Source organism: Paraburkholderia sp. CNPSo 3274 (assembly GCF_024206475.1).
Taxonomy (GTDB): Bacteria; Pseudomonadota; Gammaproteobacteria; order Burkholderiales; family Burkholderiaceae; genus Paraburkholderia.
On record NZ_JAMBPR010000009.1, the window covers coordinates 39,096 to 56,779 of the forward strand.

A 17,684-nucleotide genomic window follows, 5' to 3' on the forward strand; every position below is an offset into this window, starting at 1 on the left:
TAATATACGGCTAGTTTGTGTCAATCGCCGCGCCTACCATGGCATCACCTCATCACACACGTAGGAGAGACATCATGGCTGACGCCCAACAAGCTGGCTTCAAGCGCGTATGGTTCATCACTGGCGCGTCGCGTGGCATTGGCGCATTGATTGCCGAAGCGGCGCTCGCGGACGGCAACGCGGTCGTGGCCGCCGGACGTAACGTCCGGGCCATCGTCGAGCGTCTTGGAGAGCCGGCTGCGTTGCTGCCGGTTGCGCTGGACGTCACCGACGAGGCGCAGGCAAAGGCGGCAGTGCAGGCGGCGGTTGAAAGATTCGGCCGCGTCGACGTGCTGGTCAACAACGCCGGCTTCGGTCTGCTGGGCGCAGTGGAAGAATCCGCCGACAAGGACGTGCGCCGCATGTACGACACGAATGTATTCGGCCTGCTGAACGTCACGCGTGCTGTGTTGCCGACGATGCGCGCAAACCGCTCGGGTCACGTGATCAATATTTCATCGATTGGCGGCTATCGCGCCGCGGCCGGATTTGGCGTGTACTCGTCGACGAAGTTCGCCGTCGAAGGCATTACGGAAGCGTTGCATGCGGAGTTGAAGCCGCTAGGCATTCACGCAACCGTTGTTGAGCCGGGCTATTTCCGTACCGACTTTCTGGATGCCTCCTCGCTGGTCGTCGCGCCGGACGTGATCGATGACTACGACGAAACCTCGGGTGCAGTTCGACGCAAGGCCGTGCAAATGAATCACAACCAGCCCGGCGACCCGACGAAGCTGGCCGCCGCGTTGATCACGCTCGTCGACGCGTCGAACCCGCCGTTGCGCCTTCCGCTCGGCACGGACACGCTCGCTGCCATCGCTGCGAAAAACGCTTACGTGACGCAGGAAACGCAGACGTGGAAGGATCTGTCGACATCGACTGACTTCGCTGCCTGAGTGCCCACGACGCGCGGTTGCAGGCAAGCGACGAGAATACGCATATGCCGGGTCCAGTTCTCGATGGAAAGCGTAATTTCGCTCGTTGCCTGGTGAGCCGGCGACGCTCTGGCCACGCCGAGAAATGCGTAGCTCCACGAACGGTTCAGGTCGGTTGCCTGCCAGTCCATCCTCACGCTCGAAGGGAAGGTTCAATTCGACACAGGTCCAGAGCACCTTGCGAACGTTGATGGACGATGCTTTTCCGAGGATGTCGAGCATATCGAAAGGAAAAGAGGGAGCCGCGCCGGTCCACGATACGTCATGCATGTGGCCGCGGCCATGTACAGTTCCCCGAACATGCGCCGCTGCAGTTCCTTGGCAACGCTTGCAATCCGCATGCAGCCGGTGCATGGTTCAACGACTTGCCCCCGGCTCGAACCAGGAGACTCAACGATGTCGCTCGCGCTATATGGTCATCCGTTTTCCTCGTACACGCAGAAAGTGCTCATTGCGCTGTATGAGAACAACACGCCTTTCGAGTTCCGCGGCATCGGTCCGGATTCGCCCGAGCATACGGCGCAGTGGCTGCAACGCTGGCCGCTACGCAAGTTCCCGGTGCTCGTCGACGGCGAGCGCAACGTGGTGGAAACAAGCATCATCATCGAATACCTGCAGCTCGCGCATCCCGGGCCGGTGCGCCTGCTGCCCGCCGATCCCATGACCGCGCTCGACGTGCGCTTTCTCGACCGCTTCTTCGACCTGCATGTCATGACGCCCGGTCAACGCGCCGTGGACGGCGCGTTGACCGGCGACCCGGCCAGGCGCGACGAAGGGCGCGCCTTCGCGGAGGAAAAGCTCGAGCTCGCTTACACATGGCTCGAAGGCCACCTCGCGGGCAAAACGTGGGCAGCGGGCGAGGTCTATACGATGGCGGACTGCGCCGCGTCTTCGTCGCTTTTCTATGCGGACTGGACGCATCGCATTGCCCCGACTTATCCCGTACTGCGCGCCTATCGCGAGCGCCTGCTCGCGCGGCCTTCATACGCGCGGGCCGTGAACGAGGCGCGGCCGTATCGTCCGCTCTTTCCGCTCGGCGCGCCGGATCGTGACTGACGTGATTCGATAAGGTATACGAAGTATGCGAGGCAGGAATGCGAGAGAGGCTTGCGCGATGCGAGCCTCTTTCGCTGTGCAGACAACGAAATCAACCCACCGAAGGCTCCCCTTCGCCGGACTGCTTGCCGGGGCGGTCGGCGGGCGACTGCTTGCGCGACTTGTCATCGCGCTCGGGCATGGCGCTGCGCTTGTCGTCGCTGTGCTCGGTGTGTTTCTGCTGCTGGTTTTCGTTGGCTTTGCTGGCGCCATTTTCATGGGGCTTTGGGGTGCTGGCGGTCATCGTTCCTCTCCCATTCCGGTAGGTCCGCCAGATCCCGCAAGGCTCGCGCCTGGGGCCCACACCTGTTGTTAGCGTGAATCGGCCCTAAGCGCCTTCGCGCTCCTTGAGCCGTTTGCGGTGCGCGGCAACTTTCGCGCGATTCCCGCAGATCGCCATGCTGCACCAGCGGCGCGCGTGCCCGCGTGTGTGATCGGCGAAGAGCAGCGTGCATTTCGGGCCTTCGCAGGCTTTCACGTGCGTGAAATCTTGCTCGCAGACGAGTTTCGCGAGCGCCTCGGCTATTGGCATCAAGAGCGAATCCGGCGTTTTCCAGCGGCGATTCACGCGGTATTCGAACACCGCTGCGCCTTCAACGCCGGCCGCAACGACTTCGCCATACCGGTCGTCGCGCGCAAGCAAATCATTGAGCGGCGCGAGTTCGCCCAAATCGGCGCTGGCGAGCGGCCGGCCTTTTCTTTCCCGCACGAAGCGCCTGAACCATTCGCGTAGCGCGCGCGCCTCGCCCGCGACGGTGTCGAACTCGGCCGTGGTGAACTGCGCGGGCATGGCGGCAAGCGCCGGCGCAGGGACCATGCCCGCCTGTTCGAGCCAGGACAGCAAACCTTCGCCGTCGGCGATCCAGTCGATGGGCACGTCCACCGGTGTTGCAACCGAGTTCAGGAAGTCGAGCCCCGGCGCGTCGGCCACGAATATCGCAGGGATTGGACGGTAGTCCATTTTCTTGCCACAAAAGGGGAATCAGGGTGCATTCAGTGTAACCATCAAAAACGTCCTTGACAAGTTACGCCTCTGGTAAGTAACCTCTAAAACATCATCAAAACGGTTACACAAGGAGCGGAGCATGTCTCACGGTAAAACGAGCGTCGTGCTGGCGCACGGCGCATGGGCGGATGGCTCGAGCTGGAGCAAGGTGATCGAGCGGCTAAACCGGCTGGGCATCGAGGCAGTGGCAGCCCCGCTTCCGCTCGCTTCGCTGGGGGACGATGTGGCGGCACTCGAGCGCACGCTCGAACGGGTCGAGGGGCCAGTCGTGCTGGCCGGTCACGCGTACGCGGGGGCCGTGATCGGCGCGACGCGCGCCGCGAATGTCGCAGCGCTGGTGTACGTGGCGGCGCTCGCGCCCGACGAAGGCGAAACCGTGGCCGACGTGTTCTATCGCGGGAAGGCGCACCCGCAGGCGCCGCGACTCGCGCCCGACCGGCACGGCTGGATCTGGCTGCCGCAGGAGGCGTTTGCGAACGCGTTCGCGCAGCACGCCACTGCGCAGGAGGCAGCTGCGCTTGCCGCGATCCAGCGCCCGATTGCGGCGGCGTGTATTGGCGAAGCGGTGGCGCGGCCGCTATGGAGAGACCGGCCGGCCTGGTTTCTCGTCGCGGGCGAGGACCGCATGGTCGACCCCGACACGCAGCGCTTCATGGCAAGCCGGATGAACGCCCAGATGCGCGCCCATGAAGTCGATCACACGCCGAGCGTCACGGCGCCCGATGCCGTAGGCCGAGGTTATCGCCGAAGCCGTTCGGTCCGTCTCTTCGCGCTAAACGCGCGGTTTTCCGTTCACCTCTGGAGCAACCCATGACTGCCATTACCTACCGCCGCGCCGATGTCGACGGCTTCAACGTGTTCTACCGGGAAGCCGGGCGCGTCGATGCGCCGAAGCTCCTGCTATTGCACGGCTTTCCGAGTTCCGGTCACATGTTCCGCGACCTCATTCCGAAGCTCGCCGACCGCTTTCATATCGTCGCGCCGGATCTGCCGGGCTTCGGTCAATCGGACTTGCCCGACCGGGGCCAATTCGCGTACACGTTCGAGAACATCGCGAATGTGATGGAGCGCTTCACCGAGCGCATCGGCTTCGACCGGTTCGCGGTGTACGTGTTCGACTACGGCGCGCCCACGGGCTTTCGCCTCGCGCTCGCGCATCCCGAGCGCATCACGGCGATCATTTCGCAAAACGGCAACGCGTACGAGGAAGGCCTGAGCGACGGCTGGAATCCGATTCGCGCCTACTGGCAGGACCCGTCGCCTGCCAACCGCGACGCGCTGCGCGCGCTGCTCGCGCGCGAAGCGACGATCTGGCAATACACGCACGGCGTACCCGATGCGTCGGCGGTGTCGCCGGACGGCTATTCGCTCGACGACTACTATATGAACCGCCCCGGCGCGCACGAGATCCAGCTCGACCTGTTCCGCGACTATCGGAACAACGTTGCGCTCTACCCCGCGTTTCAGGCGTATTTCCGCACGCATCGTCCGCCCTTTCTCGCCGTGTGGGGCAAGAACGATCCGTTCTTCCTGCCCGCGGGTGCAGAGGCATTCAAGCGTGATTTGCCGCAAGCCGTGGTGCGCTTTTTCGATACCGGCCACTTCGCGCTGGAAACGCACGCCGACGAGATCGCCACAGCGATTGCGGAATTTCTCGCATGATGGTTGGCAATACTGATCGAATGAGGAGCGGGAAGGTGGTCGGCAAAGTCGCAATCGTAACGGGCGCAAGCCAGGGCATTGGCCGTTCGACGGCCGTGAGGCTGGCACGTGACTTCGACGCTATAGCCGTGGTGGCGCGCAACCGCGAGCAGCTCGAAGAGACCGCCGCGCAGGTGAGGGATGCGGGCGCAGAGGCGCTAGTCATCGACATCGATCTCTCGCTCGCCGATGCCGAGCGGCATGTGGTGGAGCAAACGCTCGCGGCGTACGGTCGTATCGACGCTCTGCTCAACATTGCGGGCGCAGTGCCGCAGATCGATCTGTTCGAAATGACCGACGAGCAATGGGAGCGCGGTCTCGCGCTCAAACTGCACGGTGCGCGACGTTTGACGATCGAAGCGTGGCCGGCGCTGAAGGCCAGCTCGGGCGCGGTCGTGCTGATGTCGGGCAATTCGGCCGTGTTTCCGAAGGCGCCCTATGCGGCCGTGGGCACGATCAACGCAGCGATCGTCGCGCTAGCGAAGGCCTTTTCGGACCGCGGTATCGCGGACGGCGTGCAGGTCAACAGCGTGCTGCCCGGCCCCGTGATGACGGGTCGCCGCCAGTCGTATCTGGAGCACTGGGCGCCGCTGCATGATATGAGCGTCGAGGAAGCCACGGCGAAATTCCCGGCCGAAGCAGGTATTGCGCGCTACGGCACCCCCGAGGAAATTGCCGAGCTGATGGCGTTCATCGTATCGCCCGGCGCGCACTGGATGACCGGCACCACGCTGAGGATGGACGGCGGCGAGGTCAAGTCGATCTGAGCGTTTCGAGGCGCGCTCGTTCCTGCTCCGGCGCGCCACGGTCTCCCGCGTTTTGCGCTGTGCCGGATGGTGCGAGTTGTTCGTTGCACTGTGGCTGGCGGTGGCTGGGAAGGGGTGGACGCCTGGTCTCGTCTGGTATAGCGGTTGTACGAGCCTGGCAGCAGGCCTCGTGTATGGACTCCTGATTGTTTGTGCGCAACGGATGTCGGCGCGGTAATGGAAGGGCATCACTGGATTTGCAAACATGCCGATTTCAACGCTTTATTTAAGCTGCGGTTACAGAGCGCCGGCCGTCATCAGTGCCGCATCGGGTGTCTTGCGCCGACAACGGAACCAATTTCACACCGAAGCAAGCGACTAATATAGGAATACCGATTACCCCGGTGCGTGAAGGAGGTGCAAACATGAAAAAGCTTGCGCTTATGTTGCTTCCTGTTCCGCTTTCCATGTTGGCGCCGGTTGCTCAAGCGCAAAGCAGCGTCACCCTGTATGGCGTGATCGACGAAGCCTTTCAGTTCGTCCACAACGCCGACGCTCAGGGCAATAACCTGTATCGGATGCAAGGTGGCAATCTGCAAGGGTCCCGCTGGGGGCTGAAGGGAACGGAGGATCTGGGCGGCGGCCTGAAAGCGATCTTCCAGCTCGAAAGCGGATTCGACATCAATAGCGGCAAGATGGGCAGCTACAACGGCAATACCTTGCTATTTGGCCGTCAAGCCTTCGTAGGATTGACGCACCAGCAGTACGGCACGCTGACACTGGGTCGCCAGTACGACCCGGTCGTCGACATGGTCCAGCCGCTTACCGCAGACAATTACTGGGGCAGCACCTTCACCACGCCGGGCGACGTCGACAACAACGACAACAGCTCTCGTACGAACAATGCGATCAAGTATCTCTCGCCGCAATTCGCGGGCTTCCAGGTCGAAGGCATGTATGCGTTCGGCGGCGTCGCGGGCGCGACCGGTTCGCAGCAGACCTGGTCGGCGGCGGCGAGCTATGTGACTGGCGCGTTCAGCGTCGCGGCGGGCTACGTCCGTATGACTAACGCCAACTCCACGATTCCTCGCACCGGCTGGACCAGCACTTCGGACGGCACCTTCGACGGCGGTTACCAGAACCTCGCTTATGAAACCGCCAAGTGGGTCGGCATTGGTTCCGTTGCCCTGCAGTACGTGGCCGGACCGTGGACGTTCGGCGGCCGGTATAGCAACGCGCAATACAAGGCCGATGCGCAATCGCTTTTCCCATCGAACCAGCGCTACAACGTTGCCGCCGGCTTCGTGAACTATGCGATCACACCGGCGTCCCTGGTCGGTATCGGTTATACGTGGACTCACAGCGCGGGCGATACCTCGGCGACCTATAACCAGCTCTCGCTGGGTGGCGATTACAACCTCTCCAAGCGTACCGATCTGTACCTCGTCGGTGCGTGGCAGCACGCCAACGGCACGCAGCGTGTGCCGACGGCAACGGGCTCCATCCTGACCACGGCGGTCGCTTCCGTAGCGGACTATGGGCTGAACGGCAGCTCGAGTTCGCAAATCATGGTGAGCCTCGGCATCCGCCACAAGTTCTGATCTCCCGCAGCATCTGCCACAGCCCTTCTTCTGCGCCCGCCGCACCGCATGGCCGTTCCGGCCGGTGCGTCGGCAGGCGCGTCATGGCGCCTGCCAGCCGCAGTGAGTGACGGTAGGACCATGGTCTGATTGCCTTCGCTGTGCCGCTCCCACATCATTGAACAGAACACTGCGCCGGTCGTGCGGCGCGGTGTTTGCCCCGCATTCGGGCGTCGTGCCGCCAGCACGACTGTCGCTTCCCAACCTCCCGCCGATAGCAGCAGGCGTCATCGGCGCGCTCTCGCACGCGCTCAAGGAGTTGATATGGATACCTATATAAATGGTCGGACTGGCGCCCTGTGCGCCGCCATACTGCTCTTGATGAGTGCCGCGCAGGCAACAACGCCTATTGCCTATCCGGCGAAAGGGCAGAGCGCGCAGCAACAGCATGCGGACGAATCGGCGTGCTACTCGTGGGCGAAAAGCAACACGGGTATCGACCCGAAGCAGGTTGCGTCGACGCCACCGCCGCCTTCGGGCCCGGCCGTGGGCGGCGGCCAACGTGTCCAGGGCGCGGCGCGCGGCGCGGCGGGCGGCGCGGTGATCGGCGCGATTACGGGCGACGCGGGCAGGGGTGCGGCAGTAGGCGCTACGGCCGGAACGATGGTGGGCGGCGCGCGCGCGCGGCAGGACCGTCGTGCTCAGCAGGCGAACGCCCAGCAACAGCAGCAGGGCGCAATCGACACGTTCAACCGTGCCTTTGCCGCGTGCATGCAAGGGCGCGGCTACACCGTGCAGTAGCGCGGTGCGCGCTGTGGCTCGGGGCAGCGTAAGACCAAGGTCCGATTTGTCTTGTGCGCCGCGTCTGAGACTATGTAAGTCAACGACGAGCAACGCTTAGCAACGATGTGCGAGCAACGTCTCATTCCCGCGTGACGTTCGATCCGCATGCGTGAGTGCCGTGTCCGGGCTGTCTAAACTCAATGGAGGACAACAATGAAGCGACGGATTTTTGTGCTTACGGCGGCGGCCGCGGCTGGGCTGACCGTTGCGGGTTGCAGCACGACGACGAGCAGTGGGACGAGCGGCGCGACCGACGCGGCGAAACGCCAGGAGATCGATGCGGCCGTGGACGGCACGATGTCCCGGCTGTTCTCGACTGTCCCGGGCTCGCAGGAACTCGTTTCCAAGTCGCAAGGCGTGCTGGTGTTTCCTTCGGTCGGGAAGGCAGCGTTCATTATTGGCGGGTCATATGGCCAGGGTGCGTTGCGCGTAGGCGGATCGACGGTCGGGTACTACAGCACGGCCGCCGCTTCGTTCGGTTTGCAGGCAGGGGTGCAGTCGACCGCCGTGATCTTTCTCTTCATGACCCAGGACTCGCTCGACAAGTTCCGCAACTCGAAGGGCTGGTCGGTTGGCGGTGACGTTGCCGTTGCGCTCGTCAAGGTCGGTGCGAATGGGCAGATCGACACGAGAACCGCAACAGCGCCAGTCCAGGCGATCGTGATGACCAATACGGGCATCATGGCCGATGCGTCGGTCGCCGGCACCAAGGTGACGAAGCTCGATCTGTAACAGGAGGTCGCGATGTCGTACCTCAAGTGGGTTGTTTCGGCAGCCTTCGTTGCCGCGGCGCAGCTGGCCGCGGCCCAGGGCCAGACGACGGCAAACGTGACGCACGAGCCGGGCAAGGCAACCGTCACCGGCATGCACAAGGTGACGGCGACCATTGCGAAGATCGACGCCGATACCCGCACCGTCACGCTCAAGCGTCACGACGGCAAGATGGTGGAAGCCGAACTGGGACCGGAAGTCAGAAACTTCGACCAACTAAAGGTCGGCGATGTCGTGACGATGACCTATAAGGAATCCCTCACGCTGAGCCTGAAGAAGGGAGGCGACGGCGAGACCTCGGTACAGGAAACGCCGAAGGTCGCGCGCGCGGCTGCCGGCGAGAAGCCCGGCGGCATGGTCGGGCGTGAGGTGAAGGTCACGGCGAATGTCGTGGCCGTCGACGCCAAAACGCAAACTGTCACCTTGATGGGACCCGAAGGCGGGACGATGGACCTGCGGGTCGAGGATCCCCAACAGCTTGCAAGCGTGCAGGTCGGCGATCAGGTCGAGGCAGTGTATACGGAAGCGTTCGCCGTATCCGTCAAGCCTGCACAACACAAGTAGCCGCGCATGGGGCAGCCGCTTGCACTCAGGATGCCGGTCGGCGCGCACGGCGGCGCTGGTCTGGCTGTCCTCATCGGTAACCGAACGCGAAGTCATATGAACAACGTGACACGATCCGTGGCCGTCGTCGACGACGAGGAGTCGGTCGGGCGAGCGATCCAGCGCCTGTTGAAGTCGGTCGGCATCGACTCCGACGTGTACACCAGCGGCGAGGCCTTTCTCGACGCGCTGGCGGCTGCGGCGCCTCACGCGCCGACGTGCGTGGTCCTCGACATCCAGATGCCGGGCATCAACGGTATCGAGGTGCAGCGCCGCCTGGGCGGCACCGGTATCCAGTGCATCGTCATTACGGCGCATGACGATGCGCGCGTGCGCGAGCAGGCCCAGGCGGCCGGCGCGGTTGCGTACCTGCGCAAGCCGTTCGACGACTCCGCGCTCATAGGCGCGGTCCATGCGGTGCTTGGCGTGCCGCCGCCAGGCTGATGCCCGGCATGCCGAATCGGTACAGCGACGATGCAGCGACCACGCCACGACCGGATCCAGGGAGGCCCCGCAATGAACCGCGCAGAGCTTCTTGTTTGCCACGACTGCGATCTCATGCAGCGCGGTGCGCCTTGCCCGCCCGGTGGCACGCTGCGCTGCCTGCGCTGCAACGCCGAACTGGAGCGGGATCTTCCGGAAAGCCTCGGGCGTGCGCTCGCGTTCGCGTTGGGCGCGCTCGTGCTGTTCGTCATTTCCAATTTGTATCCGATCGTCGGGCTCTCGGTGAACGGCAATCTCGTACGCACGACGCTGTGGCATTCGGTCGAGATTCTCTATGTCGACGGCATGTGGCCCATCGCGGCGCTGGTATTCGCCACGACGATCCTCATGCCGGGCATGCAGGTCGCGTGCCTGCTCGCCCTCCTCGTGCCGCTTGCGATCAACCGCGCGCCCTGGCAGGCGCCCCTCCTGTTTCGCCTGATGTACACCGCACGGCCCTGGGGCATGACCGAGGTGCTGATACTCGGTCTGCTGGTCGCGCTCGTGAAGCTGTCCCATATCGCAACGGTCGTGACGGGCGTTGCATTGTGGTCGTTTGGCGCGTTGATGCTGGTGCTCGCGGGCGCGAGCGCGGCGTTCGACGCGCGCCAGTTCTGGTCGCGCGTGGCGCGCGCGAAGCAGCCGGCCAGCGCGGTTAAGGTGGCCGACGCGCCAAACGTGGCAACGAACTTCGCGTCTGGCGAGGAGGCCAGAGCGCGAGGCAAGCACGCTGCAGGCCCGCTCACGGGCGCCGCGTGCGGCATCGCGCGCTGCCATGCGTGCGGGCTGCTCGCGCGCATGCCGGCGGCCGCGCATGCGGCGACGTGCCCGCGCTGCGGCAGCGCGCTGCATCTGCGCAAGGTCGCGAGCCTGTCGCGCACGTGGGCGCTGCTGGTCGCGGCGATCGTGCTGTACGTGCCTGCGAACGTGCTGCCCGTCATGGATACGAGTTCGCTATTCGGCACGCAGAAGGACACGATCATGAGCGGCGTGGTGTATCTGTGGGTGTCGGGTTCCTGGCCGCTCGCGCTGCTCGTGTTCATTGCCAGCGTCGCCGTGCCCATGCTGAAGATTCTCGGGCTTTCGTATCTGACGTGGTCCACGCAACGCCGCTGGACGTGGCTGCCCGAGCAGCGCACGCGCATCTACCGGCTGATCGAGCTGGTCGGCCGATGGTCGATGCTCGACATCTACGTCATCACGATGCTCGTCGCGCTGGTGCAGTTCAACGCACTCGCCACGATCAAGGCGGGGCCCGCCGCGATCGCTTTCGGCGCCGTCGTGATCCTCACGATGTTCGCCGCGAACATGTTCGACCCGCGTCTCATCTGGGATGCGATGGAGCGCGAAAATGGCAGCGCCCGGTAACGACAATTCCTTGCCGGACCTGCCCGAGGCGAAGCCGGTGCATGGCTCGCGCTGGCGCATGCAGGTCGTATGGCTCGTGCCGATCGTCGCGGTGCTCATTGGCGGCTGGCTTGCCGCCAAGGCAGTCATCGAGGAAGGGCCGACCATCACGATCAGCTTCAAGACCGGCGACGGCCTCGAAGCCGGCAAAACGAAGATCAAATACAAGGACGTCGATATCGGCGTGGTGAAGGCGGTCACGCTCTCGCCTGATCACAAGCGTGTGATCGCGACGGGCGAGCTTGTGAAAGATGCGGCGAGCATGCTCGTCGATAACACGCGCTTCTGGGTCGTGCGCCCGCGTATTTCGGGCGGCACGGTTTCGGGCCTGGGCACGCTGCTCTCGGGCTCTTTCGTCGGCATGGATGAAGGCAACTCCAGCAAAATGCGCCACGACTTCGTGGGGCTCGAAGTCCCGCCTGTGATCCCGAGCGACATTCCGGGGCGCGAATTCGTGCTGCACGGCGTGAACATGGGCTCGCTCGATGTCGGCTCGCCCGTGTTTTTCCGCCGTCTTCAGGTCGGGCAGGTCGCTTCCTATGAAATGGACCCGAACGGCAAGGGCGTGACGCTGCATGTGTTCGTGAACGCGCCCTACGACAGGTTCGTGCGCAGCGATACGCGCTTCTGGCACGCGAGCGGGCTCGACGTCTCGCTCAGCCCGGACGGCGTGCAGATCAACACGCAGTCCGTGGTGTCGCTGCTCATTGGCGGCGTGGCGTTCGAAACGCCCGACGCCGACGCGGACACTGAATCGCCCGAGGCCGACGCCGACTCGAAGTTCGAGCTTTACGCCACGCACGCCGACTCGATGAAGGAGCATGACCGCATTGTCGACACCTACGTCGTGACGTTCTACGATTCGGTACGCGGGCTGACCGTGGGCGCGCCCGTCGATTTCCGCGGCGTCGTGATCGGCGAGGTCACACGTATCTACACGCGCTTCGATCCGGTCAAGAGACAGTTCAGCATTCCTGTTGAAATCAACCTGTATCCGGAGCGCTTTACGTCGCGCTTCGAGAAAGGTAAGCCGACCGGACGCCTCACGTCGCAACCGCGCCAGCTTGCCGAATTCCTGGTTGCCAGCGGCTTCCGGTTCCAGCTGCGCTCGGGTAATCCGCTCACGGGACAGCTCTACGTCGCGTTCGACGTCTTCCCGGACGCGCCGAAGGCCACAATCGACTGGTCGAGAACTCCAGCAGAGATGCCGACGGTGCCGCGCACGTTGCAGTCGCTGCAGGATTCGCTCACGCGGCTGCTCGCGAAGCTAAACGGCATTCCGTTCGACGCAATCGGCGCGAGTGCGCAGCGCACGCTGCAAAGCGCGAACGACGTGATGGCGAAGCTTGGCACCGACGTCGTGCCGCAGGCGCACGATACGCTCTCGGCGGCACAATCCACGCTCAACTCGGCCACCGACGCCTTGCAGCCCGACTCCCAGCTCCAGCAGAACACGAGCGACGCCATGCGTGAACTGGCCCGCACCGCCGCGTCCGTGCGCATGCTCACGGATTATCTCGAGCGCCATCCCGAGGCCGTGGTGCAGGGCAAACCAGGAGGCAAGCAGTGAACCGCCGCAACGTGACCTTGCTTACCGTTCTCGCCGCCGCGATGGCGTGCCTCGCCGGCTGCTCCTCGCCGTCGCCCACGTTCTATGCGCTGCGCGCCGACGAAGCGAGCACCGCGACGTCCGGCACATCGCCCGACGTGCCAACGAACGCTGCTGCGCTCGATGTCGTCGTCGGTCCCGTGACCGTGCCCGACATGGTGGACCGGCCGCAAATCGTCACGCGCAACCCGGACAACACGATCGAGCTGAACGAGTTTGCGCGCTGGGCCACGCCGCTCAAACTGGACATCGGGCGCGTCGTTGCCGCGGACCTTGCGCAGCAGCTCGGTACGGCGCGCGTTTCGACCGTCGACGCAGGCGCGGCCACCCCGCCGGTCTGGCGCGTTCGCGTGGATATCACGCGCATTGACAGCGTACTGGGAGACTCGGTGACGATCGACGCGCAATGGGTCGTGCGCCCGCCCGGTCATCAGGCTCTGACGCTCGGGCACACGGTGGCGCACGAGCGGTTGACGAGCCAGGACTATGGCGCGCTCGTCGACGCGCACGATCGCGCACTGGCCACCATCAGCGCGGACATTGCCGCCGCGATTCGCGCGGACCACGCAACGGTTGGCAGTGCGACGGAGTGAGCGCGCCACGCGGGATCTCATGAAGACGTTGCGTTGTGCGTTGCTCGCGCTGACCACGGCGCTGGCGTTGGCAGGCCACGATGCGTCTGGCAGCGTGCCGCGCAACGAGGACACGCCGGCGGGACTCTTCGCGGTGCTCGATTACGTTGTCGCACCCGCTGAGCCAACGTCCGCGCAGAGCGCGGTTGCCTTGCGCGAGGCCGGCGTGGAGCAGGAGACGATCAAGGCGCGCATCGTCGAAGCCTGGTTCTACCGGCTGCGTGCGGACCCGGCCGTAGCGGTCGCCGTGCCCGGCGGCATGGCGGGCCTCGAATCGCGGCTGCGCGACGACGCGGCGCGCGAGCGCCTGATCCGCAGCGGCATTGCGCGCCTGACGCCGCAAGATCGAATGGCATACTTCACGCTGCTCGCGAAGTACATGGGCCGTGCGGCGCGCGGCGATTGCCAGGGCATGGCGAGCGTGCAGGACATTGCCGAGCACATTTCGATCGGGAGCATGAGCGATGCCGACACGGCCGAATATTTCTCGTTGCTTTATCGCGTGGTAATCCGTTCCGTGCTTGCCGCGCCGCTCACGCTGCCCACGCCCGTGGCGTACGAGAGGGCGTTGCGGCATCTGGACGACGCGGTGAATGCGGCCCTCGCTGGCGATCCGCAATCCGTGGCGCGGCTCGAGCGCGTCACGAACGGCGGGCCTGGCGCCACGATGGCCGACATCTGCTGGGCGAGCGCCGTGCTCATGCGATCGACGGCGGCGATGAGCGGACCCGATCGCGACGCGCTATTGCTCTACATGCTCGGCGAAGACGCGCCGGTGCGATCGTCTGCCCCCGAACCCGCGCACGCGCCTTGACACGCAGCGGCGCTGCGTCGGTGTTGCGCGTCAAGGCGAAGCCTTCGACCAGCCCGGGCCCGGATCGAAGGACGTCATCGCTTCGGCTTTCGCCGCGCCATCCGGGCCGAGATCGCGCTCGTAGACCTGGCCGTCGTGGCTCACCATGAATGTCTTGATACCCGTGTCGCCGTACCGCACCGGCCACGCAACGACGCCAAAGCCGCCGAACAGCTTGTCGTGGACCATGTAGTTATACGAGCCGCCCGGCGCGTGCGGACCCTGTGAGGTCAGCAGCTTGTAGTGGTAGCCGTAGTAACCCGCGTTTTCGGCGTTGCGCGCGCCTGCCGTGGCGAATGCGACGCCGAGCGGGCTCGGCGTGGCGTCGGGGCCGGTCGGCCAGTACAGGCCGTCCTGCTTGCCTGGCGAACTCGCGAGCTTGCTGGCGTAGACCAGCATGTTGCTGCCGTCGTGATACGTCTGCGCATATTCGCGTTGCGCATCGTAGATCGCGAGCAGCGTCTGCATCACGCCAAGCTCGTTGCGGCCAATGCGGCGCACGCGTATTTCCTCGACACCGGCGTGCGTGTCGAAGTGCCAGCCCTGAGCGGTTTTGACGAGTGGGACCGGAAAGGTCCAGCCGTCGTCGCCGACGGCGATGACCGCATGAGTTGCATCGGTATCCTGAATGGTGTGTGAGGCCTTCCATTCACTCAGGAATTTGTCGCGGATCTCTGCGCCAACCGGTGGTATGAGCTGGCGGAAATCTGCGCCAAAAAGTGTGCGAAGTTCCGCCTCGTCGTTGCCGGCCACGGCGTCGCCGAACGCGGTCATCGCCGCGTCGGGCGTAGAGAAGGTGTTTTGCCCGGCAGCCGCGCAAGGCCGCGGCGCGAACGTGAGGAGTGCGATGGCGATAGCCGCTGCGATTGCTGCCGATGCAGCCGGACGGAGGAACTCATGTCTGTTCATGGCCGTTCTCCCTAGCGTCTGCCGCCGCCACGACCGCCGGCACCGCCGCGCATACCGCCGCCGCCGCTCGGACGATTGAACCCTGAGGACTGCACGCTGGAGCGGCCGCGGCTCGCGTCGCGCTGGGTGGCGCCGCCGCTGCCTACACCCTGGAAGGCGCCATCACGACCGCCTCCGCCGCCGTAGCTGCCGCCACCGCCGCCTGCCCCGGTGCTCACGCGATTGCTCGCGCCGGCATTGTTGCCCATGCCGCCGCGATTGCCGCCTGCACCGTTATTGCCGATGTTCCCGCGATTGCCGCCGGCACCGTTATTGCCGACGTTCCCGCGATTACCTGCCGCCCCGTTGTCGGCGATGTTCGCGCGATTGCCGACACTCGCGTTATTGCCCGCGCCGCCGCGATTGCCCTGATTCCCGCGGTTTCCATTGCCCAGGCCCTGGCCGCCTGCGCCGCCGCCGCGGTTGCCGGCGCGGTCGGCCACGCTGGCGCCGTTCTGGCCGTTCTGGCCGTTGCGGCCGCGATAGTCGCGGCGGCCGTCGGCGCCCGCCACGTTGTTGCCGAATTTCTCGCGCGTAGCATTGTCACGGTATGCAACGCCCTGGCGATGGCTCGAATCGTGCTGCCACTTGCCTCCCTGGACCTTCGTGCTGTCGAAATTGCGATTGACGTTTCGCGCCTTGTCCACGTTGATGTTGACGTCGCCGCCGCCCCAGTTGCAGTCGCTGAAGATCGCGCCCGCGGCGGCGAGCCCGACGCCCCATGCGAAGCCGGTCATCAGCGCGCCGCCCGGATAATAAGCGGGAGAGGGTGGCCAGGCGTACGGCGGGTAAGCCGGGTAGCTCCACGCGCCGTACACGACCGTGGGGTTGTACGCGGGCACGTAGATCACCTCGGGATTGGCAGGCTCGATCTTCACAACGGTCTGGCCGCCTTGCGCGGGCGGCTGTTCGACCACGACCTTTTGCTGTTCGTTGCTCTTCAGGTTGCCCGAGTCCTGTGCGCGTGCACGCAGGCGCTGCACCGCAGCGAGCACATCCTTTTCCTGGGCGAGGAACGCGTCACCGAGCTTCTGGGTCCAGTCGAGTTTGTCGTTCATCGGTTCGAGCGCCTGCGGGAACGCGACGAGCGATTTCACGCTCGTGTCCCACGGCTGGTCCTGCACGGCCTTTACGGCGTCGTCGCCCTTCACCTTCGGGTGCTCCTTGACCCAGCGGGCCGCGTGCACGATCTCCAGCGGGTAAGTCGATGCCATCAGCACTTGCGCCAGCACCGAATCGGGATAGAGCGCAATGGGCGCGACGAGCGCCTCCAGCTCTTCGGGTTTGTAGGGGGCGGGCGGCGGCGCGTCTTGCGCTCGCACCGCCTGGGCGCCTGCCAGGAGCAACGCGAGCACGAGCAGGCAGACCGTGGACGTGCGTTGTTTGATCCATGAGGTCATGGCCGATCCTTCCATTCGTTTGCTCAACCGGACTGCGGAACGGATAGCGACAACGTGAAGGGGCGAGCGCGTGCACGCGCATTCTTTTTCGAGAGTGGCGAGGCGGGGAGGCCCACAGGTATAGTCTGGTAAGCCGCTCTGTGCTGGCAATCGGACCAGAGTCCTATTGACACCGGAACGGCGGCGCAACGATTCTATTCGTTCGTCGAGGCTGGCAGCGCCGATACCTGGAGGTCCAGAATGAAAATGCGTTTTGCTGCGCCGTGTGCGATGGCGCTCCTGCTGTGTGCGCCCGTTTTCATGTCTGAAGTATTTGCGCAAGCGGGAACGATGGGTACGAAGCAGATGCGGGACGTGCAGCGCAAAGCGGAGCACAAGGCCCGCTCGAACCAGTCCCAGCAACATGGTCAGCAAAACGCGACGCAGCATCATGCGGCGAGCGCAGCGGCGCCAGCTTCGGCGCCTTGATTGGCAACGGCACCGAACGAGCCGCCACGCGCTGAAAGTGTGACGGTTCGTGCACGGCCATTTAAGATGTTTCCAATTCGAAATAATGGCTGCGGCTATTTCATAAAAAACAGAATAGATAATTCGCGCGACAAAGAGCTGGGTCGCTATTCATATTGAATAGAAGTGATAGCGCGAGCCGTTATCGAAATCCAAGAAGACGTTCGCAAATATTTCCGGCAAATAGTCAGTGTATATAAGACAGGGTAAGCGTATTCAAGGCCAAGGGCGCCTGAATGGCGATGTATGCGGAAAGGATTATCGAAAACAATTGCGCGCGGGACTAATCGTCGGCAATTTCTTTCATATAATAAACGCGCGGTGAAAGCGTACAGCGACGCGGTTCCGCAACCATGATCCCATCTATTCTTTTCATCAATGACTGACTCATTCGCCGCAATTGCAGGAGCGTTCTTCAAAAATCAAAAGCAGGCGGTAGTCAGTATTGGGGCGCAACCTGCCCCACAAACGGCCGGAATTCTGGTGCTCGTCAAATCCGCCCCGCTTAGGCGCTGAAGCGTTTGAAACG

General features: G+C 64.2%; 20 protein-coding genes and 1 pseudogene. 16 read left to right on the top strand and 5 right to left on the bottom strand.

What is annotated here, in order from left to right; translation table 11 throughout:
* Positions 1 to 74 precede the first annotated feature (74 nt).
* Positions 75 to 932: an oxidoreductase gene (locus tag M3I54_RS08065; RefSeq protein ID WP_254334544.1), complete on the top strand. Its 858-nt coding sequence runs from the start codon at positions 75 to 77 to the stop codon at positions 930 to 932.
* Positions 933 to 949: 17 nt separating this feature from the next.
* Here the strand turns inward: M3I54_RS08065 and M3I54_RS08070 are convergent.
* Positions 950 to 1,193, bottom strand: a pseudogene (locus tag M3I54_RS08070) (hypothetical protein); the annotation flags it as partial.
* A gap of 174 nt (positions 1,194 to 1,367) precedes the next feature.
* On the opposite strand from M3I54_RS08070, the gene M3I54_RS08075 reads away from it, so the two are divergent.
* The gene (locus tag M3I54_RS08075; protein WP_254334545.1) at positions 1,368 to 2,027 is read left to right on the top strand and encodes a glutathione S-transferase family protein; all 660 of its coding nucleotides are present in this window, start codon (positions 1,368 to 1,370) and stop codon (positions 2,025 to 2,027) included.
* A gap of 91 nt (positions 2,028 to 2,118) precedes the next feature.
* Here M3I54_RS08075 and M3I54_RS08080 read toward each other — a convergent pair whose 3' ends face one another.
* Positions 2,119 to 2,310, bottom strand: a complete 192-nt coding sequence (locus M3I54_RS08080) for a hypothetical protein (protein WP_254334546.1) — start codon at positions 2,308 to 2,310, stop codon at positions 2,119 to 2,121.
* Between the two features lie 84 nt (positions 2,311 to 2,394).
* A complete protein-coding gene (locus M3I54_RS08085) occupies positions 2,395 to 3,027 on the bottom strand; it encodes an ABATE domain-containing protein (RefSeq protein WP_254334547.1) in 633 nt (210 codons plus the stop codon).
* Positions 3,028 to 3,151: 124 nt separating this feature from the next.
* On the opposite strand from M3I54_RS08085, the gene M3I54_RS08090 reads away from it, so the two are divergent.
* The 13 genes from M3I54_RS08090 (at position 3,152) to M3I54_RS08150 (ending at position 14,261) form a co-directional block, all read left to right on the top strand.
* On the top strand, positions 3,152 to 3,886 hold the full coding sequence (locus M3I54_RS08090) for an alpha/beta hydrolase (RefSeq protein WP_254334548.1): 735 nt from the start codon (positions 3,152 to 3,154) through the stop codon (positions 3,884 to 3,886).
* Positions 3,883 to 4,734, top strand: a complete 852-nt coding sequence (locus tag M3I54_RS08095; RefSeq protein ID WP_254334549.1) for an alpha/beta fold hydrolase — start codon at positions 3,883 to 3,885, stop codon at positions 4,732 to 4,734. Before M3I54_RS08090 ends, M3I54_RS08095 begins: the two co-directional genes overlap by 4 nt.
* A 35-nt stretch (positions 4,735 to 4,769) precedes the next feature.
* Positions 4,770 to 5,540 carry an SDR family oxidoreductase gene (locus tag M3I54_RS08100; protein WP_254334552.1) on the top strand — a complete coding sequence of 257 codons (771 nt, stop codon included), beginning with the start codon at positions 4,770 to 4,772 and terminating at the stop codon, positions 5,538 to 5,540.
* 22 nt (positions 5,541 to 5,562) lie between these two features.
* A complete protein-coding gene (locus M3I54_RS08105; protein WP_302058880.1) occupies positions 5,563 to 5,757 on the top strand; it encodes a DUF3325 family protein in 195 nt (64 codons plus the stop codon).
* A 187-nt stretch (positions 5,758 to 5,944) separates the two neighbouring features.
* Positions 5,945 to 7,120 (top strand): porin, encoded by a 1,176-nt coding sequence (locus M3I54_RS08110; RefSeq protein WP_254334556.1) that lies wholly within the window; start codon positions 5,945 to 5,947, stop codon positions 7,118 to 7,120.
* Between the two features lie 360 nt (positions 7,121 to 7,480).
* On the top strand, positions 7,481 to 7,900 hold the full coding sequence (locus M3I54_RS08115; protein ID WP_375542117.1) for a glycine zipper family protein: 420 nt from the start codon (positions 7,481 to 7,483) through the stop codon (positions 7,898 to 7,900).
* A 195-nt stretch (positions 7,901 to 8,095) separates the two neighbouring features.
* Complete coding sequence (locus M3I54_RS08120) at positions 8,096 to 8,674, top strand: YSC84-related protein (protein ID WP_254334562.1); 579 nt, start codon at positions 8,096 to 8,098, stop codon at positions 8,672 to 8,674.
* A 12-nt stretch (positions 8,675 to 8,686) separates the two neighbouring features.
* A complete protein-coding gene (locus M3I54_RS08125) occupies positions 8,687 to 9,277 on the top strand; it encodes a copper-binding protein (protein WP_254334564.1) in 591 nt (196 codons plus the stop codon).
* 96 nt (positions 9,278 to 9,373) lie between these two features.
* Positions 9,374 to 9,760 (top strand): response regulator transcription factor, encoded by a 387-nt coding sequence (locus tag M3I54_RS08130; RefSeq protein WP_254334565.1) that lies wholly within the window; start codon positions 9,374 to 9,376, stop codon positions 9,758 to 9,760.
* Between the two features lie 72 nt (positions 9,761 to 9,832).
* On the top strand, positions 9,833 to 11,167 hold the full coding sequence (locus tag M3I54_RS08135) for a paraquat-inducible protein A (protein WP_254334568.1): 1,335 nt from the start codon (positions 9,833 to 9,835) through the stop codon (positions 11,165 to 11,167).
* Positions 11,151 to 12,776, top strand: a complete 1,626-nt coding sequence (locus M3I54_RS08140) for an intermembrane transport protein PqiB (RefSeq protein WP_254334575.1) — start codon at positions 11,151 to 11,153, stop codon at positions 12,774 to 12,776. The genes M3I54_RS08135 and M3I54_RS08140 overlap by 17 nt, the downstream gene beginning before the upstream one ends.
* A complete protein-coding gene (locus M3I54_RS08145) occupies positions 12,773 to 13,408 on the top strand; it encodes a PqiC family protein (protein WP_254334577.1) in 636 nt (211 codons plus the stop codon). Before M3I54_RS08140 ends, M3I54_RS08145 begins: the two co-directional genes overlap by 4 nt.
* A gap of 19 nt (positions 13,409 to 13,427) precedes the next feature.
* Positions 13,428 to 14,261 (top strand): hypothetical protein, encoded by an 834-nt coding sequence (locus M3I54_RS08150; protein WP_254334580.1) that lies wholly within the window; start codon positions 13,428 to 13,430, stop codon positions 14,259 to 14,261.
* 30 nt (positions 14,262 to 14,291) lie between these two features.
* Here the strand turns inward: M3I54_RS08150 and M3I54_RS08155 are convergent, their stop codons facing one another.
* Together M3I54_RS08155 and M3I54_RS08160 are read right to left on the bottom strand one after the other, a co-directional pair.
* Positions 14,292 to 15,209 (bottom strand): DUF2950 domain-containing protein, encoded by a 918-nt coding sequence (locus tag M3I54_RS08155; protein WP_254334582.1) that lies wholly within the window; start codon positions 15,207 to 15,209, stop codon positions 14,292 to 14,294.
* Between the two features lie 11 nt (positions 15,210 to 15,220).
* Positions 15,221 to 16,648, bottom strand: coding sequence for a DUF3300 domain-containing protein (locus tag M3I54_RS08160; protein WP_254334584.1), 1,428 nt, complete (start codon positions 16,646 to 16,648; stop codon positions 15,221 to 15,223).
* A gap of 240 nt (positions 16,649 to 16,888) precedes the next feature.
* Here M3I54_RS08160 and M3I54_RS08165 point away from each other — a divergent pair, with 240 nt between their 5' ends.
* A complete protein-coding gene (locus M3I54_RS08165; RefSeq protein WP_254334586.1) occupies positions 16,889 to 17,116 on the top strand; it encodes a hypothetical protein in 228 nt (75 codons plus the stop codon).
* Positions 17,117 to 17,684 lie beyond the last annotated feature (568 nt).